Raw genomic sequence first — 16,562 nt, 5'->3', positions numbered from 1 at the left:
ACGCCCCCGGCGAGGAGCAAAGATGACCTCTATCGTGATCAGTGGCTCAGGCCTCTATACCCCACCCTTTGCCGTCAGCAATGAAGAGCTGGTGGCTGCCTTCAACCAGTATGTGGATCTCTACAACGAGGAGAACGCCTCTGCCATCGACGCCGGCCAGCTCCCCGCCAAGCAGCACTCCAGCTGCGAGTTCATCGAGAAGGCCTCCGGCATCAAGAGCCGTTATCTGGTGAGCCGCGAGGGGGTGCTCAACCCCGATATCATGCAGCCGCTGCTGGCGGAGCGGCCCGATGAGATGCCCTCCATCATGGTGGAGATGGCGGTGGCCGCCGCCGAGCAGGCGCTGATCGCCGCCGGTCGCGAGCCCGGCGAGATCGATCTGGTGATCGTCGCCGCCTCCAACATGCCGCGCCCCTACCCAGCGCTGGCCATCGAGCTGCAGCACTATCTGGGGGCGAGCGGCATGGCCTTTGATATGAACGTGGCCTGCTCGTCTGCCACCTTCGGCATCAAGACAGCCGCCGACATGCTGGCGGCAGGCACAGCCAACGTGGCGTTGGTGGTCAATCCGGAGATCTGCTCGGGGCACCTCAATTTTCGCGATCGCGATAGCCACTTTATCTTCGGTGATGCCTGCACCGCGGTGCTGCTGGAGCGGGAGGCCGATTGCAAGGTGGCCAATCCGTGGCAACTGGTGGCCAGCAAGCTGGTGACCCAGTACTCCAACAACATCCGCAACAACTTCGGCTTTCTGAACCGGCTGAGCCCGCGCACCCGCTACAGCGACGACAAGCTGTTCCGCCAGCAGGGGCGCAAGGTGTTCAAGGAGGTGTTACCGCTGGTGTGCGACCAGATAGCCAACCAGCTCGATGAGCAGGGCTGGCCCGCCGAGAGCCTGAACCGGCTCTGGCTCCATCAGGCCAACCTCACCATGAACCAGTTCATCGGTCGCAAGCTGCTCGGTCACGATGCCAGCCAGCAGGAGGCGCCGATCATTCTCGACAGCTACGGCAACACCAGCTCGGCAGGCTCCATCATTGCGTTTCACCTTCACAACGGTGACCTTCCTGCCGGGGCCCGCGGCGTCCTCTGCTCGTTTGGTGCCGGTTACTCCATCGGCAGTCTGCTGCTACAACGACAGTAACAGAGTGCGCGGGGAAAATGGCCCGCGCCCTGCACTCTGGTTGGGGCTTGGTACTGTTTCGCCACTAGCCCCTCTCCCGGCCCCCCTTGCGAGAGGAGAAGATGGGCATAAGAGAGTGGTCAGACCATAACTATTGACCCGAAAACGCCAGAACACAGTGACAACGGATACCGACAAGCCATTGATGAAAAACTTATTTTTCAGATTCGTTGCAATTTTTGAGTACCATGGTGCAACGGGCCGCTATCTGGATCACAAGATGACAGGAAAAGGCGGCAATTTGTCATCCTTTGCCAATGATGGCTTCCAATGAATTCGAGGTTTGCTATCATCCGGAGACATTTCTAATCTGTCGCCGGCTACAAAAGAATCCCCCTCATGTACACACAGTTCTTCGGCCTATCTGAACCGCCCTTCTCTATCTCGCCCAATCCCAAATACCTCTATATGAGTGAGCGCCACGGCGAAGCCCTTGCTCACCTCAACTACGGATTGCAGGATGGCGGCGGCTTTGTGCTGCTGACCGGCGAAGTGGGCACTGGCAAAACCACCGTCTCCCGCTGCCTGTTGCAGCAGTTGCCAGCAGAGACCGAGATCGCCTACATCCTCAACCCCTCCCTGACCGAACGGGATCTGCTGGCCGCCATCTGTGACGAGTTTCAACTCCCCTACCCCGCCGAGGCTGGGATCAAGCAACTGTTCGACCTGATCCGCGACCACCTGCTGGCCAACCTGACCGCAGGCAAGCGCAGCGTGGTACTGGTGGATGAGGCCCAACATCTGTTGCCCGGGGTATTGGAGCAGTTGCGTCTGCTGACCAACCTGGAAACCGACGAGAAAAAACTGCTGCAAATCGTGCTGATCGGCCAACCCGAACTGCAACAGATGCTGCGCCTGCCCCTGTTGCGCCAACTGGCCCAGCGCATCACCGCCCGCTACCACCTGCTGCCCCTCTCCGCCACCGATGTGGATGCCTACGTCCGCTTCCGGCTGCAAGTAGCCAGTTGTGTGCAGCCCATTTTTACCCCCAGAGCGATCCAGACGCTGCATCGGCTCTCCGGCGGCATTCCGCGCCTGATCAACCTCATCTGCGATCGCGCCCTGCTCGCAGCCTTCGCCCGTGGCAGCTACAAGATTGTCCACAGCGATATCAGCCAGGCCGCCTTCGAGGTCAATGGCGTTCGGGACGAAGGGAGCTGGGCCTCCGGTCTGATGGTGACGCTGGCGGGCGCCCTGCTGGTGGCCGCAGGCTGGTGGAGCTGGCAATTTTTCGGCGTGTTCCCCACCCGTCCGGTAGTCAAGGTCGAGGTGCCTGTCACCGTTGACGAAACCGCCGAGCAGCAGGAGCAGCTGACCGAGGCGATCAATCAGGCCATCGACCCCGACAGCGCCATGCAGAATCTCTATCGGGTCTGGGGTTATGAACCGGAACCGTTCGAGGCAACATGTGACAACGCGCCCCGTGCCGGTCTGCGCTGTCAGGAGGGAGAGGCAAGCCTCGACGAGCTGCGCGCCCTGCAGTATCCCGCCATGATCACGCTCACTGACCAGAATGGCGGTCTCTATTACGCCACCCTGGTCAATCTGGGGCCAAGCAAGGCCAGCCTGATGATCGGCAACCAGAGCTGGCAAGTGGATCGCCAGTGGCTCACCGACAACTGGGGTGGCAGCTATACCCTGCTCTGGCGCATGCCGAAAGGGGGCGTCAGCCTGATCGCCAGCAATGCCGGACAGACCCAGATCCAGTGGCTCGACAACGCCCTGAGCCGAGCATTGCAACAACCCGAACGCAAGGTGCGCCGTTTCGATGGCGAGCTCAAGACCAAACTGCAGCAGTTCCAGCGGGATCAGGGGCTCACCCCTGATGGCATCGCCGGCAGCAACACCCTGCTGCGGCTCAACGCTCTCTCCGGCGAACCCATGCCAAGACTGGAGGAGGCCTCCTGATGTCTACCCTGCTCAATGCTCTGCGCCGTGCCCAGCAGCCTTCGCAACAGAGCCATATTCCCGCCATGGGGCTAGCAGTAGCCCGCGAAGAGACGCAACCCGCGCGCCGTATCGGCTGGCTGCTGGCCCCCCTTGCCCTGCTACTGGGGGCGGGTGCCAACTATGGCTGGCATCTAATCCACCTGCGTCCCATCGAGGAGAAGGTGGAGGTAAAAGAGGTGATTGCCTCCCCCTTCGTGCGGGTTGAGCCCAAGGCGATGGTGACCCGTCCGCTGCCCCCGCCCCTGCCGGAACCTGTGGTGCAGCAGCCCAGGGTTGCTGCGGCTGCCAGCAATCCGGCAACCAGTCGACCGACCTTGGCCGAACAGCTGATGCGCGCCCTCAACGAAACACCGCTGCAACAGGAATCGGGTACAGTTCCCCAAGGCGTGCAGCCGGCCCAGCTGATGTCGCTGAATGCCGCTCCGCTTTCGGTTCGCCAGCAAGTGCCCGCATTCAGCTATGGCTCCCATGTGTTCTCATCCAATCCGGCCAAGCGGGCCGTGGTGCTCAATGGCCGGGAATATCGGGAAGGAAGCGAAATCGCCCCCGGAGTCCTGCTCGCCACCATAGACCAGCAGTACATTGTGCTGCAGGTCGGAGGCCAGAGCGTAACCCTCAAGGCGTTGCAGGATTGGCGAGGGTGAGTACGCACCTGTCCCTGATGATCGCTGGCCAGCAGGATGCGCCTCACCTGAGTGACACTTTTATGAGCATTCAAAGGGTTACGGTGTGATGAAATATCCATTTTTACAGTTTGGTGTGCCCGGACCCGTTGTGTCACAGCACGCAGCCGTACACAATACGCAGCCGCCCCAGAACCTGGAATTTGTTGATTAATATGACGCTACGATTCAGGGATGACATCTTGACCCTGCTGCTGGCCCGGTGCCGGCAGCTTCCTTTGACTCGCGTCACTGGAGTGTTCTTTCTGGCGCTGCTGTTGATGCTGGCACAACAGAGCGCAGCACTCACCTGGCGCTTGCTCACCCTGGCAAACCCGCAATCCAGCCAGCCGTGGCAACCTTCCACCGTAGCGGTCAGCGGCCAGAGCAGCCCGCGCCTTGAGCTGGATGAGGTAAGCCGACTGGCGCTGTTTGGCAAGGCGATCCCCAAGGCGCAGGCCAAAGCCGCAGTGGCCGCCAATGCGCCGCGTACCCAGCTCAATGCCCAACTCAACGGGGTGCTGGCCAGCTCAGATCCATCCAAATCCATCGCTATCATCGCCATGTCCGGCATCCAGAACTCATATGGTATTGGCGACATGATTGACGGCACCCAGGCGCGGATCCGGCAGGTCTATCCGGATCGGGTGATCATCGAGCGGGATGGCCGCGACGAGACCCTGATGCTGGATGGCGAGGAGTATGGCAAGCCGCTGCCGCAAACCAACTCTGCTCCTCTTGGCTCCCTGCGCAGCGAGCTGATGGCCGACCCGGGCAAGATCACCGATTACCTCAATATTTCACCGGTTCAAGTGGATGGCCGCATGACCGGCTATCGCCTCAACCCGGGCCCCCATCCGGAATTTTTCAACCAGAGCGGGCTGCAGGCCAATGACCTGGCCATCAGCATCAACGGGCTGGATTTACGGGACAACATGCAAGCCATGCAGGCGATGCAGCAGCTGGCTGGCGCAACGGAAATGACAGTGACCGTCGAGCGACAGGGCGAACAGTTCGATGTCTATGTGCGCTTGTCAGAATAATGATTTGGAGTCGTACCAATAATGACAACTAAAGGGAAAGGCTGGCGTCTGGCCACTATCGCAGCGGCACTGATGATGGCGGGCTCAGCCTGGGCCACCGAATACTCTGCCAGTTTCAAGAACACCGACATTGAAGAGTTCATCAATACGGTGGGCAAGAACCTCAATAAAACCATCATCATAGAGCCCTCGGTGCGCGGCAAGATCAACGTGCGCAGCTACGACCTGCTCAACGAGGAGCAGTACTACCAGTTCTTTCTGAGCGTACTCGACGTCTACGGCTTTGCCGTGGTGCCGATGGATAACGGCGTGCTCAAGATACTGCGCTCACGGGATGCCAAGACCTCCGCCATTCCGGTGGTGGATGGCAGCAACCCGGGCATGGGCGACGAGATGGTGACCCGGGTCGTGCCGGTGCGCAACGTCTCGGTGCGTGAACTGGCTCCCCTGCTGCGCCAGCTCAACGATAACGCCGGTGGTGGCAATGTGGTGCACTACGAGCCCTCAAACGTGCTGCTCATCACCGGCCGCGCTGCCGTGGTCAATCGTCTGGTGGAAGTGGTCAACCGGGTCGACCGTGCTGGCGATCAGGATGTGGACATCATCAAGCTCAAGTTTGCCTCGGCGGGCGAGATGGTTCGCTTGGTGACCAACCTCAACAAGGATGGCAATCCGCAAGGAGGCACCGCCTCCCTGCTGCTCTCCCCCAAGGTGGTGGCTGACGAGCGCACCAACTCGGTGGTAGTGAGTGGAGAGCCGAAAGCGCGCGCCCGCATCATCCAGATGGTACGCCAGCTCGACCGTGACCTGCAGAGTCAGGGCAATACTCGGGTCTTCTATCTCAAATATGGCAAGGCCAAGGACATGGTCGATGTGCTCAAGGGGGTCAGCTCCAGCATCGAGGCCGACAAGAAAGGGGGTGGCAGCGCAGCCGCTACCAGTGGCGGCAGTATCGGCGGCGGCAAGCTGGCCATCTCGGCCGACGAGACTACCAATGCTCTGGTCATCACCGCCCAACCAGACGTGATGGCCGAGCTCGAACAGGTCATCGCCAAGCTCGACATCCGCCGCGCCCAGGTGCTGGTAGAGGCGATCATCGTCGAAATGCAGGATGCCGATGGCCTCAACCTCGGCGTCCAGTGGGGCAATGCCAATGGCGGCGGTACCCAGTTCACGAACACAGGGCTCCCCATCACTGGTGCCATCGCCGCGGGCAAGGATTACCAGAATGGCAAGACCGATGGTGCTGCCAAGTTGCTAGAGAGCTTTAACGGGATGGCTGCCGGTTTCTATCACGGCGACTGGGCCATGCTGGCGACGGCGCTGGCCTCCAATACCAAGAACGATATTCTCTCCACCCCGAGTATCGTCACCATGGATAACAAGGAGGCCTCCTTCAACGTCGGTCAGGAGGTTCCGGTCCAGAGCGGCTCACAGACCTCCACTACCAGTGATCAGGTGTTCAGCACTATCGAGCGCAAGACAGTGGGCACCAAGCTGACGGTCACGCCGCAGATCAATGAAGGGGATTCGGTGCTGCTCAACATCGAGCAGGAAGTCTCGAGCGTGGGTAAACAGGCAACAGGAACAGACGGTCTGGGACCCACCTTCGATACCCGTACCGTCAAGAACTCCGTGCTGGTAAAGAGTGGCGAAACCGTGGTGCTGGGCGGCCTGATGGATGAGCAGACCAAGGAGGAGATCTCCAAGGTACCACTACTCGGCGATATCCCGGTACTGGGCTATTTGTTCCGTTCTACCGCCAACAGTACCTCCAAGCGCAACCTGATGGTCTTTATCCGGCCCACCATCTTGCGCGATGCGGACGTCTACTCCGGCATCTCCAGTAACAAGTACAGTCTGTTCCGCGCAGAGCAGCTCAATGCGGCCTCGCAGGAGGGCTACCTCACCTCCCCCGCCCGTCAGGTATTGCCCGCCTACGGTCAGGATGTGATGGTATCACCCGAGCTGCAAAAAGAGATTCAGAAGCAGATCAACGAGATGCAGAACAGACAGCAGAGCGCCGTCGAAACCACCACCCCCTTTGTGCAGAGCCGTCCCTGATGAGTGCCTACCATCTTGACGGCGGCGAGTTGCCGCCCCCGCTGCCGGAGCTGCCCTTTGCCTTTGCCCGCAATTTCGGGGTGATCCTGATTGAGCGGGAAGGGGCACCTGTGTTGCAGTGCCGCCCCGGCGTCACCCCGCAAGCCCTGCTGGAAGTACGGCGGGTAGCGGGTTGCAGCTTCGCGGTGGAGCAGCTCGACAACGAGTCCTTCGAAGAGCTGCTGATGGCCCACTATCAGCGCGACTCCTCCGAGGCACGTCAGCTGATGGAAGATCTCGGCAACGAGATGGACTTCTTCGCGCTGGCCGAAGAGCTGCCCCAGAGCGAAGACCTGCTGGACGCAGATGACGACGCCCCCATCATTCGCCTCATCAACGCTATGCTGAGCGAGGCGATCAAGGAGGAGGCCTCAGATATCCATATCGAGACCTTCGAGCGGGCACTGGTGATCCGGTTTCGCATCGATGGGGTGCTGCGGGAGATCCTGCGCCCCCATCGCAAGCTGGCCTCGCTCCTGGTCTCGCGGATCAAGGTCATGTCGCGGATGGATATCGCCGAGAAGCGGGTGCCGCAGGATGGCCGTATCTCGCTGCGTATCGGCGGCCGCGCCGTCGATGTGCGGGTCTCCACCATGCCGTCCAGTTACGGCGAGCGGGTGGTATTGCGTCTCTTGGACAAGAACAACGTGCGCCTCGAGCTCAAGCAGCTGGGGATGACCGCGGCCAACCGCACCATCATCAGCGAGCTTATTCGCAAGCCCCACGGCATTATTCTGGTCACCGGCCCGACCGGTTCCGGTAAATCCACCACCCTCTATGCGGCGCTGTCTGAAATCAACTCGCGGGATCGCAACATCCTGACCGTCGAAGATCCCATCGAATATGACCTCGAAGGGGTGGGCCAGACCCAGGTCAACACCAAGGTGGACATGACCTTCGCCCGCGGCCTGCGCGCCATCCTGCGTCAGGATCCGGATGTGGTGATGGTGGGGGAAATTCGTGACCTCGAGACCGCCCAGATCGCGGTACAGGCCTCCCTCACCGGTCACCTGGTGATGTCGACCCTGCACACCAATACCGCCATCGGCGCCATCACCCGGATGCGGGACATGGGGATCGAGCCCTTCCTGCTCTCCTCCTCCCTGCTGGCGGTGCTGGCCCAGCGGCTGGTGCGCACCCTCTGCCCCGATTGCCGCGCCCCGCGCCCGGCCACCGAGCAGGAGCGTCTCGCCATGGGCATCAAGCTGGAGCCGGATCAGCCTATCTGGCATCCGGTGGGCTGCGAACAGTGCAACCACACCGGCTATCGCGGTCGCACCGGCATCCACGAACTGGTGGTGGTTGACGAGGCGGTGCGTGAAGCCATTCACGGTGCCAGCGGCGAGATGACCATTGAACGGCTGATCCGCGGCCACACCCCCAGCATCCGCCGCGATGGCATCGACAAGGTGCTCAAGGGGCAGACCAGCCTCGAAGAGGTACTGCGCGTGACCCGGGAAGATTGAGATGGCGGCATTCGAATACAAGGCCCTCGATAACAAGGGGCGTAGCAAGAGCGGCGTGATGGAGGGCGACTCGGCCCGTCAGGTACGCCAGCTGCTGCGCGAGCAGGGGCTCACCCCGCTCGAGGTCAACGAGACCACCGAGAAGGCGAAACGGGAGGCAACCCGCTTCGCCCTGTTCCGTCGCGGTGCCAGCACTGCCGAGCTGGCCCTGATCACTCGCCAGCTGGCCACCCTGGTCGGTGCCGGTCTCACCATCGAAGAGGCGCTCAAGGCGGTGGCCGAGCAGTGCGAAAAGGCCCACTTGCGCTCTCTGGTGGCGACCGTGCGCAGCAAGGTAGTGGAAGGTTATTCGCTGGCCGACTCGCTGGGGGCCTTTCCCCATGTGTTCGACCAGCTGTTTCGCTCCATGGTGGCGGCCGGTGAAAAGTCGGGCCATCTGGAAAAAGTGCTCAACCGCCTCGCTGACTACACCGAGCAGCGCCAGCATATGCGCACCAAGCTGCTGCAGGCGATGATCTACCCCATCGTATTGACCTGCGTCGCCATCGGGGTTATCTCGATCCTGCTCACCGCCGTGGTGCCCAAGGTGGTTGCCCAGTTTGAACACATGGGTCAGCAGCTGCCGGGCACCACCCGTTTTCTCATCGGCACCAGCGAACTGATGCAGGCATACGGCCTCTGGTTCCTGCTGCTGATCTTCCTCGGCAGCTTTGTCTGGCGCTGGTGGCTCACCGACGAGAAGCGCCGCCGGCGCTGGCATCAGGTGCTGCTCGGCCTGCCGGTGATTGGCCGGGTCAGCCGCGGTCTCAACACCGCCCGTTTCGCCCGCACTTTAAGCATTCTCAACGCCAGTGCGGTGCCGCTGCTGGAGGGGATGAAGATCGCCGGTGAAGTGCTCTCCAACGACTTTGCCAGAATGCGCATTCTCGAGGCCGCCGAACGGGTGCGCGAAGGGACCAGTCTGCGCAAGTCGCTGACCGAGACCAAAATTTTCCCGCCCATGATGCTGCACATGATCGCCTCCGGCGAGCAGAGCGGCGAGCTCGACAGCATGCTGGAGCGGGCGGCAGACAACCAGGATCGGGAGTTTGAATCCCAGGTCAATATCGCCCTCGGGGTATTCGAACCCATGCTGGTGGTCTCCATGGCCGGGGTAGTGCTGTTTATCGTGATGTCGATCCTGCAGCCGATCCTCGAGCTCAACAATATGGTGAATATGTAAGTTTCCGGTGTTCGGTGATGCCGCTGGCGGCCCGTCGAACCCACCCAGTGATCACTCTCTGATGGGTCATCCCATCTCATTCGTTACGGAGCAACTCATGAACAAACGTCGTCAATCCGGTTTTACCCTGCTGGAAGTCATGGTGGTCATCGTGATCCTCGGTATTCTGGCCAGCCTGGTGGTGCCCAACCTGATGGGCAACAAGGAGAAGGCTGACCAGCAGAAAGCGGTCTCCGATATCGTGGCGCTGGAAAACGCCCTCGACATGTACAAGCTGGACAACAACCGCTACCCGACCACCGAACAGGGTCTGGAGGCACTGGTGACCAAGCCCTCCATCGATCCGGCACCGCGTAGCTACCGCGATGGCGGCTACATCAAGCGCCTGCCGCAAGATCCCTGGGGCAACCCCTACCAGCTGCTGAGCCCGGGCCAGTTCGGCAAGATCGATATCTTCTCCATGGGTCTGGATGGCGAAGCCGGTACCGATGACGACATCGGCAACTGGAACCTGAAGGATTTCCAATAAGTGATGTGCCGCCACCCCATGCAGTCCGCCTTGCTGGAGCAGCCTGAATGAGGGCTGCACCATCTGCCCGTTGTCAATCCGGCTTTACCCTGCTGGAGGTGCTGCTCGTTGCCATGTTGATGGGTCGGCTTGAGGCTACCGCTATGCAGTTGAGGCTGGTGCCATGAAACATACTCGCCAAGCTGGCTTTACTCTGCTGGAAGTGTTGCTGGTTGCCATGCTGATGGGGCTGGTGGCCACCGCCGTCACCCTCAGCATGGGGGGCGCAAAAGGTGACAGGGAAATCGACAAGCAGGCGCGCCGCCTGATGGCGACCCTGCAACTGGCGCAGGAGTATGCGGTGATGGATGGTCGACTGGTGGGCATTCGCATCGAGGATAACGGCTGGCAGTTTATGCAGCGTCAGGCCAGGGATCGCAAGTGGCTGGCCCTGGCCGGCGACAAACAGCTGGGCCCGGTACAACTGCCCGACGAGATGACCCTGACGCTCGAACTGGAGGGATTTGGCTGGCAGCCGGATCCCGATGAAGAGCGAGAAAAGAAACGGGATGCGAAGGAGCGTACCCCGCAGCTCCTTATCTTCCCCGGTGGTGAACTGACCCCCTTTACCCTTACCTTCAGCCAGCAGGGTGACGATGCGCGTTACACCCGCCTTGTCAGGGGTGACGAGTTTGGACGTCTCACCCTGTTCACCGGCGATGAGGATGAAAAAGGGAACAACCCATCATGAACGCCTGCAGGATGATGTTGTTTGATAAATCTGTGATGGTGGCGCCACCGCTGTGCCAACTACGCCCTCTACAGGTGACACGATGAATGCGCGCGGCATGACGTTACTCGAAGTGATGGTAGCGCTGGCGGTCTTTGCCATTGCCGGTCTCGCGGTCATGAAGACCGCCAGCGAGCACCTCTCGGCCCTCAACTATCTGGAGCAGAAAACCCTGGCCACCTGGGTGGTGGAGAACCAGCTGGTGCAACAGAAGCTCGAGAACAAGTGGCCCGGCAACAGCTGGGTAGAGGGGGAGGAGCAGATGGCGGGCAGTACCTGGTACTGGCGCTATCGTGGCGTCGCGACCAGCGACAGCAACTTCAAGGCACTGGACATGGAAGTGCGCACCGAAGCCAGGGCAGAGAACCCGGTCGCCATGATGCGGACCTATATCAGCCGATGACTCAGCTCTTCACCCGTACACCTCGCCCCATCCGCCAGGCCGGTTTCACCCTGCTCGAAATGCTGGTGGCCATCGCCATCTTCGCCACCCTCAGCATGGGCGCCTATCAGGTGCTGCAGGGAGTGCTCACCAGTGACGAAGTGGCCAAGCGCAAGGAGGCCCGCCTCAACGAATTGCAGCTCGCCTTCACCCTGCTGGAGCGGGATGTCACCCAGATGGTGCCGCGCAGCGGCCGCATCGAGGGGGAGAACAACAAGGTGCTGCTGGCGGCCTCCCGGTTCGGCCAGCAGAGCGATGACTGGGGTATGGCCTTTATGCGCAGCGGCTGGCTCAACCCCGATGGCATGCTGCCCCGCTCCCATCTGCAGCGGGTCGGCTGGCGGCTCAAGGGGCAGACGCTGGAGCGCCTCAGCTACCTCTATCCGGATCCGGTGATCGGCACCGAGCCACGTATCCAGCCGATTCTGACAGGGGTCACCGCCTTTCGCCTCTACTTCTACGACAAGGGCAACTGGAAGGAGGAGTGGACCCAACGCAGCGTGCTCCCCTACGGGCTGGCAGTGGAGCTGGATCTGGAAGATTACGGCACCATTCGTCGTCAGTTTCTGATTGGTGCCGGTGGCCAGCGCGCCGAAGAGAACAGCCAGAGCAGCAACCCCGCTCAAGGGAGCGGCAACGGCAATACCCATGGCGGCAATGGTGACAGCCAGAATGGAGGGGGCGCCAATGGGGGCTAATCTCCCGGGCCGCCAGCGCGGCATGGCACTGCTGGTGGTGCTGCTGATCCTCTCGGTGATGGTAATCATCGCCAGCAATATGAGCGGCCGCCTGCAGCTCGAGCTGCGCCGCACCGCCAACATCACCACAGGTAAACAGGCATGGTGGTATGCCCTCTCGGCTGAGGCGCTGGTGAGCAAGGTACTGGCCCAGGATTTCAAAGACAGCCCAGAGGTGGTGCACCTGGGTCAGAACTGGGCCCGCAAGGATGCCATCTTTCCGGTGGATGATGGCCAGCTCAAGGGCGAGGTGACCGACCTGCAATCCTGCTTCAACCTCAACAGCCTGAGCGTGGCATCGAAGGCGGGGAGCGACGAGGATCTGGCGCAGCAGCCCTATCCGGTGCAAGTGTTTCGCACACTGCTCAAGGAGCTGGCGATGGATGATTACGAGGCAGCCCAGCTCACTGACGCCATCCGCGACTGGACGGACAAGGATACGGTGCTGGTCTCCAGCCTAGGGGCCGAGGATGCCTACTACGAGGGACTCAAGCCTCCCTACCTCACCGCCAACCAGTGGATGCTGGGCAAGGATGAGCTGCGGGCGGTGCGCGGGGTGACGGCCAGGGTCTACGCAAAACTGGCCCCCTACGTCTGCGCCCTGCCAAACGACAAGCTGAAGATCAATATCAACACCCTGCTGCCCGAACACCCCGAGCTGCTGGCAGCCCTCTATCTGGGCAAGATTGGCAGCGATGACGCCAAGCGGGTACTGACCGAGCGGCCGAAGAAGGGGTGGAAAGAGAGCAAGCTGATGACGGATCAGCTGCCCGTACCTCTTGAAACCGTCAAGGGGCTCAAGGAGGCGCTGGTGGTCAAGAGCGACTTTTTCGAGGCCCACGTGGTCGCCGAGGTCGGTGACAACCGCGCCTGGCTGGAGAGCACCTTCCTGCGGGGCAAGGACAACAAGCTGGTCATGCTGCGCCGCCTCAATAGCGGCGCCGAATAAACAACGCTGGCGGGAGCGACTCCCGTCAGGGAAAACATTGGATGCAGCCTGCGGGCTGCGCACCGGTTGCGTGGGCCTGGCCCACACGAACCGGTATCGCAGGAGAGAGAGGCGTGAGCGAGAGTCTGGTCATCCGTCTGGGGACCACTAAACAACAACCGGTCGCCTGGCTGGTCTGGTCGAGTCAGGAGCAGGAGATCATCGCCTCCGGCGAGCTCCCTTCGGCCGATGCGCTGAGCGAACTGCAGGAGCGTGCTGGCGGCCGCCCCGTGGTCACGCTAGTGCCGGGCAGCGATCTGATATTCCGTCGGGTCACCCTGCCAGGACGATACAACCGTCAATCGGCGGCAGCCCTCCCCTATCTGCTGGAGGAGCAGATCGCCTCCGATGTGGATGAGCTGCATCTGGTGGTACTGGCTCACGACGGCCCGCAGGTAGATCTGATGGCGGTGGATCGGCAGAAGATGGCCCAGTGGCTCGGCTGGCTAGAGACGGCAGGACTCAAGGGCCTGCAGCTGTTGCCAGACGTGCTGGCACTGCCGCAGACCACTGATGGCTGGTCTGCGCTGCAACTCGGCAACGAGTGGCTGTTACGCCAGGGCCCCTGTCAGGGGATCGTCGCCGACGAACCGCTGCTCGCCATCTTGCTGGCCGCAGAAGCTGAACCCGTCACAATTTATAGCCACACGCCGGCGCCCGCCATTGCGGCGGCCAACTGGCAGCCGGCCGAACCCGAACTGCCCATGCTGCTGCTAGCCAAAGGGGCCCTCACCTGCCGCGCCAACCTGCTGACCGGCCCCTACCGCCCCCAGACCGAATATGCCCGCTACTGGCTGCAGTGGCGCAAGGTAGTCATTACCGCCGCCCTGTTGCTGCTGGTGGCGCTGGGCCAGCGCGGGGTACAGCTCTATCAGCTCACCGAGCAGGACAAGGCGCTGAAAGCGGAGATCCGCGCCGTCTATACCCGCATCTTCCCGGGAGAGAGCCGCATCGTTAACGTGCGCAGCCAGATGACCCAGCACCTGAAACAGATAGGACAGGCCCCGCAAAACGGCGTGCTGCTGATGCTCACCGAACTGGCCCCCACCTTTGCCGAAGTGCCCGGCCTCAAGCCACAGGTGATGCGTTTTGACGCCAGCCGTCGCGAACTGCGGCTGCAGGTGACCGCCCCCGGTTTTGCCGAGATCGAGCGGTTCCGCGAGCTGGCGGGCAAGCAATTCGAGGTACAGCAAGGCGAGGTGCGCAGCACCGAGGGCAAGGTTGAAGGGGCGCTGGTGCTCAAGGGTAAATCATCATGATGGAAAAATTGCAGGGCTGGTGGCACGGCATCACAGCACGGGAACAGCGGCTGGTGGTCGCAGGCGGCGTTCTGCTGCTGGTCGGCCTCTTCTACTGGAGTGTCTGGCATCCTCTCAACAACCGCATCGCCGAGCGCGAACGCCAGGTGCAAAACCAGCAGCAGACCCTCGCCTGGCTCAAGGAAAAAGGTGAAGTGGTGTTGGCCATGCAAGGGAGTACGGGGAGTCAGATCGACACCAGCGGCACCCTGGAGGGGGTGGTCAACCGCACTGCCTTCAACCACAAGATCAAGATTGCCCGGCTGCAACCCCAGGGGCAGGAGCTGCAGGTGTGGATCGACACGGTCCAGTTTGATGACTTGCTGCTCTGGCTCTCCACCCTGGTGGAGCAGCACGGCATTCAGGTTCAAATCATCGAGATCGCCCGCGAGGATCTGGCCCCGGGTCTGGTCAAGGTCAGACGTTTGCAGTTGAGCCGTCCACAATGAAAAAACGCATCCTGATTGCCAGCCTGTTTCTGGCCACCTATCTGGTCTTCCTGCTCGCCACCCTGCCCGCAGCACTGGTAGCGCGCTATCTGCCGCTGCCTGCCAACATTGCCAACCGGCTGAAACTGGAAGGGGTGAGCGGCACCCTCTGGAGTGGCCAGATCGCACGACTGCAATATGCCAGCGAATCGGTGAACCAGTTGCGTTGGGATCTCAACGGCTGGTCGCTGCTACGCTTCGCCCCCGAAGTGGCCATACGCTTTGGCGATCGCAACGGCCTCAATGGTCAGGGCGTTGTCGGCTGGAATGGCGCCGCCTTCGGCCGGGATCTAACCTTCAACGCCCCCGCCCCCTGGTTGCTGAGCCGGGTGCCGATGCGCCTGCCGATCCCGATCACCGTCAGCGGCCAGCTGCTGCTCAAAGTGGAGCAGTTTGCCCAGGGCACCCCCTGGTGTGACAACCTCTACGGCAACCTCGACTGGTACAACGCCAGCGCCGATACCCCGGCGGGCAAGCTGGATCTGGCCGACCCCGAGCTGAAACTCACCTGCCTCGACTCCAAACTGGTGGCCGAACTCAAGCAGGGCTCGGATGCGGTGCAGACCATAGGTCGCCTCGAGCTGCAACCCAATGGCCAATACCTGTTCCAGGGCACCCTGAAACCGGGCCCAGAACTGCCACCGCAGATGCAACAAGGACTCCCCTTCCTCGGCCAGCCCGACAGTCAGGGCCGCTTCCCCCTGCGCTATCAGGGGCGGATCTAACCCCTATCCCGCCGACCCCGGAGCCACTCCGGGGTCAGCTTGTTTATCCCTTTGTCCCTTCTCCTCTCACTGCACTGACCCCCTCAGCCCTTACTCATTTAACTCTGACGTACCGCCACATCCTCTGCAAGAGTGTCTGATCCCCCTCTCTTTCAACCCGCTCTGCGCAGCAACAACCAGCCTCACTCGTCAATCCACTTGCCGCAAATGGTCAATGAGCGCACACCTTGTTCAAAAAGCGGCAACTCGCCACAGCCAAATTAAATATCAATAATATTGCATCATTTGATAAATGTGAGCTGTCACCCGTTATTGATCTTTTCCAGCCACATTACAGCCGCCCACAAAAGCATAAAAATAACTAGCTGAAAAATAACAATTAAAAAAGATAACCATCCTCTTCACGCCCCATTTCATCTCATTTCCTTTGTGCCCACCAATCAGAAGTGTGAGCAACGGCAAAACGGTAGGTCAACCAAAAACAATTGATATAAGTATCGAAATACCAGATGCAAAGCAGAGGTCGATACAATTAGGTCAACTGGAGATGATTGATTTGTCTTGCTAGCGCGACAGGCACGCATCTCGACTGATCTGTCCATTTGATTTTCAAGCGTTGAGGGAAGGGTTATGGAAAAGAAGCGTATCTACCTGTTTTGCTCTGCGGGCATGTCCACATCACTGCTGGTCTCAAAGATGAGGGCCCAAGCGGAAAAATATGATGTGCCGGTGCTGATCGATGCCTACCCGGAGACTCTGGCTGGCGAGAAGGGACAGGATGCCGACCTGGTGCTGCTGGGGCCACAAATCGCCTACATGCTGCCGGAGATCCAGCAACAGCTGCCGGGCAAACCGGTAGAGGTGATTGACACCCTGCTCTACGGCAAGGTCGACGGGCTGGGCGTGCTGAAAGCAGCCGTCGCCGCCATCAAGAAGAGCCTCGCATAGGTAAGGAGA

At 60.9% G+C, this 16,562-nt stretch carries 17 protein-coding genes; all 17 read left to right on the top strand.

Features of this window, described 5'->3' with window-relative positions:
• Positions 1-22 precede the first annotated feature (22 nt).
• A complete protein-coding gene (locus G5171_RS03355) occupies positions 23-1,144 on the top strand; it encodes a beta-ketoacyl-ACP synthase III (RefSeq protein WP_421250465.1) in 1,122 nt (373 codons plus the stop codon).
• 378 nt (positions 1,145-1,522) lie between these two features.
• A complete protein-coding gene (locus G5171_RS03350) occupies positions 1,523-3,091 on the top strand; it encodes an ExeA family protein (protein WP_421259823.1) in 1,569 nt (522 codons plus the stop codon).
• Positions 3,091-3,777, top strand: coding sequence for a GspB family T2SS assembly factor variant ExeB (exeB, locus tag G5171_RS03345; protein WP_421211947.1), 687 nt, complete (start codon positions 3,091-3,093; stop codon positions 3,775-3,777). Before G5171_RS03350 ends, exeB begins: the two co-directional genes overlap by 1 nt.
• Before the next feature lie 221 nt (positions 3,778-3,998).
• Complete coding sequence (gene exeC / locus G5171_RS03340) at positions 3,999-4,838, top strand: GspC family type II secretion system variant ExeC (protein ID WP_322112875.1); 840 nt, start codon at positions 3,999-4,001, stop codon at positions 4,836-4,838.
• 21 nt (positions 4,839-4,859) lie between these two features.
• Entirely contained in the window at positions 4,860-6,902 is a 2,043-nt protein-coding gene (gene exeD, locus G5171_RS03335) for a GspD family T2SS secretin variant ExeD (protein ID WP_216978321.1), read from the top strand.
• A complete protein-coding gene (gene gspE / locus G5171_RS03330; RefSeq protein ID WP_421250467.1) occupies positions 6,902-8,407 on the top strand; it encodes a type II secretion system ATPase GspE in 1,506 nt (501 codons plus the stop codon). Before exeD ends, gspE begins: the two co-directional genes overlap by 1 nt.
• A gap of 1 nt (position 8,408) precedes the next feature.
• The gene (gene exeF, locus G5171_RS03325) at positions 8,409-9,629 is read left to right on the top strand and encodes a GspF family T2SS innner membrane protein variant ExeF (protein ID WP_005347516.1); all 1,221 of its coding nucleotides are present in this window, start codon (positions 8,409-8,411) and stop codon (positions 9,627-9,629) included.
• A gap of 97 nt (positions 9,630-9,726) precedes the next feature.
• Positions 9,727-10,158 carry a GspG family T2SS major pseudopilin variant ExeG gene (exeG, locus tag G5171_RS03320; RefSeq protein WP_005347518.1) on the top strand — a complete coding sequence of 144 codons (432 nt, stop codon included), beginning with the start codon at positions 9,727-9,729 and terminating at the stop codon, positions 10,156-10,158.
• A 47-nt stretch (positions 10,159-10,205) separates the two neighbouring features.
• Positions 10,206-10,325, top strand: a complete 120-nt coding sequence (locus G5171_RS03315) for a type II secretion system protein (protein ID WP_421211953.1) — start codon at positions 10,206-10,208, stop codon at positions 10,323-10,325.
• A complete protein-coding gene (exeH, locus tag G5171_RS03310) occupies positions 10,322-10,888 on the top strand; it encodes a GspH family T2SS minor pseudopilin variant ExeH (protein ID WP_421211955.1) in 567 nt (188 codons plus the stop codon). The genes G5171_RS03315 and exeH overlap by 4 nt, the downstream gene beginning before the upstream one ends.
• Positions 10,889-10,970: 82 nt before the next feature.
• A complete protein-coding gene (gene exeI / locus G5171_RS03305; protein ID WP_005347523.1) occupies positions 10,971-11,330 on the top strand; it encodes a GspI family T2SS minor pseudopilin variant ExeI in 360 nt (119 codons plus the stop codon).
• Complete coding sequence (gspJ, locus tag G5171_RS03300) at positions 11,327-12,067, top strand: type II secretion system minor pseudopilin GspJ (RefSeq protein WP_421250468.1); 741 nt, start codon at positions 11,327-11,329, stop codon at positions 12,065-12,067. The genes exeI and gspJ overlap by 4 nt, the downstream gene beginning before the upstream one ends.
• Complete coding sequence (exeK, locus tag G5171_RS03295; protein WP_421259822.1) at positions 12,057-13,055, top strand: GspK family T2SS minor pseudopilin variant ExeK; 999 nt, start codon at positions 12,057-12,059, stop codon at positions 13,053-13,055. Before gspJ ends, exeK begins: the two co-directional genes overlap by 11 nt.
• 113 nt (positions 13,056-13,168) lie before the next feature.
• On the top strand, positions 13,169-14,353 hold the full coding sequence (gene exeL / locus G5171_RS03290; protein ID WP_236348877.1) for a GspL family type II secretion system protein ExeL: 1,185 nt from the start codon (positions 13,169-13,171) through the stop codon (positions 14,351-14,353).
• A complete protein-coding gene (exeM, locus tag G5171_RS03285; RefSeq protein WP_421211960.1) occupies positions 14,350-14,841 on the top strand; it encodes a GspM family type II secretion system protein ExeM in 492 nt (163 codons plus the stop codon). Before exeL ends, exeM begins: the two co-directional genes overlap by 4 nt.
• The gene (exeN, locus tag G5171_RS03280; RefSeq protein ID WP_421259821.1) at positions 14,838-15,605 is read left to right on the top strand and encodes a GspN family type II secretion system protein ExeN; all 768 of its coding nucleotides are present in this window, start codon (positions 14,838-14,840) and stop codon (positions 15,603-15,605) included. Before exeM ends, exeN begins: the two co-directional genes overlap by 4 nt.
• Positions 15,606-16,235: 630 nt before the next feature.
• Complete coding sequence (locus G5171_RS03275; protein ID WP_005347542.1) at positions 16,236-16,553, top strand: PTS sugar transporter subunit IIB; 318 nt, start codon at positions 16,236-16,238, stop codon at positions 16,551-16,553.
• Positions 16,554-16,562: the final 9 nt, after the last annotated feature.

Origin of the sequence: Aeromonas sp. 600774 (genome assembly GCF_049175075.1) — a bacterium.
GTDB lineage: Bacteria > Pseudomonadota > Gammaproteobacteria > Enterobacterales > Aeromonadaceae > Aeromonas > Aeromonas veronii_A.
The sequence above is the reverse complement of the archived record's forward strand: the minus strand, read 5'-3'. Positions and strand labels throughout refer to the sequence as shown.

Coding starts and splice junctions, on each gene's coding strand:
- G5171_RS03315 (WP_421211953.1), top strand. CDS start 10,206: ATGAGGGCTGCACCATCTGCCCGTTGTCAATCCGGCTTTACCCTGCTG.
- gspJ (WP_421250468.1), top strand. CDS start 11,327: ATGACTCAGCTCTTCACCCGTACACCTCGCCCCATCCGCCAGGCCGGT.
- gspE (WP_421250467.1), top strand. CDS start 6,902: ATGAGTGCCTACCATCTTGACGGCGGCGAGTTGCCGCCCCCGCTGCCG.
- exeB (WP_421211947.1), top strand. CDS start 3,091: ATGTCTACCCTGCTCAATGCTCTGCGCCGTGCCCAGCAGCCTTCGCAA.
- exeH (WP_421211955.1), top strand. CDS start 10,322: ATGAAACATACTCGCCAAGCTGGCTTTACTCTGCTGGAAGTGTTGCTG.
- exeN (WP_421259821.1), top strand. CDS start 14,838: ATGAAAAAACGCATCCTGATTGCCAGCCTGTTTCTGGCCACCTATCTG.
- G5171_RS03275 (WP_005347542.1), top strand. CDS start 16,236: ATGGAAAAGAAGCGTATCTACCTGTTTTGCTCTGCGGGCATGTCCACA.
- exeF (WP_005347516.1), top strand. CDS start 8,409: ATGGCGGCATTCGAATACAAGGCCCTCGATAACAAGGGGCGTAGCAAG.
- exeM (WP_421211960.1), top strand. CDS start 14,350: ATGATGGAAAAATTGCAGGGCTGGTGGCACGGCATCACAGCACGGGAA.
- exeD (WP_216978321.1), top strand. CDS start 4,860: ATGACAACTAAAGGGAAAGGCTGGCGTCTGGCCACTATCGCAGCGGCA.
- exeG (WP_005347518.1), top strand. CDS start 9,727: ATGAACAAACGTCGTCAATCCGGTTTTACCCTGCTGGAAGTCATGGTG.
- exeI (WP_005347523.1), top strand. CDS start 10,971: ATGAATGCGCGCGGCATGACGTTACTCGAAGTGATGGTAGCGCTGGCG.
- G5171_RS03355 (WP_421250465.1), top strand. CDS start 23: ATGACCTCTATCGTGATCAGTGGCTCAGGCCTCTATACCCCACCCTTT.
- G5171_RS03350 (WP_421259823.1), top strand. CDS start 1,523: ATGTACACACAGTTCTTCGGCCTATCTGAACCGCCCTTCTCTATCTCG.
- exeK (WP_421259822.1), top strand. CDS start 12,057: ATGGGGGCTAATCTCCCGGGCCGCCAGCGCGGCATGGCACTGCTGGTG.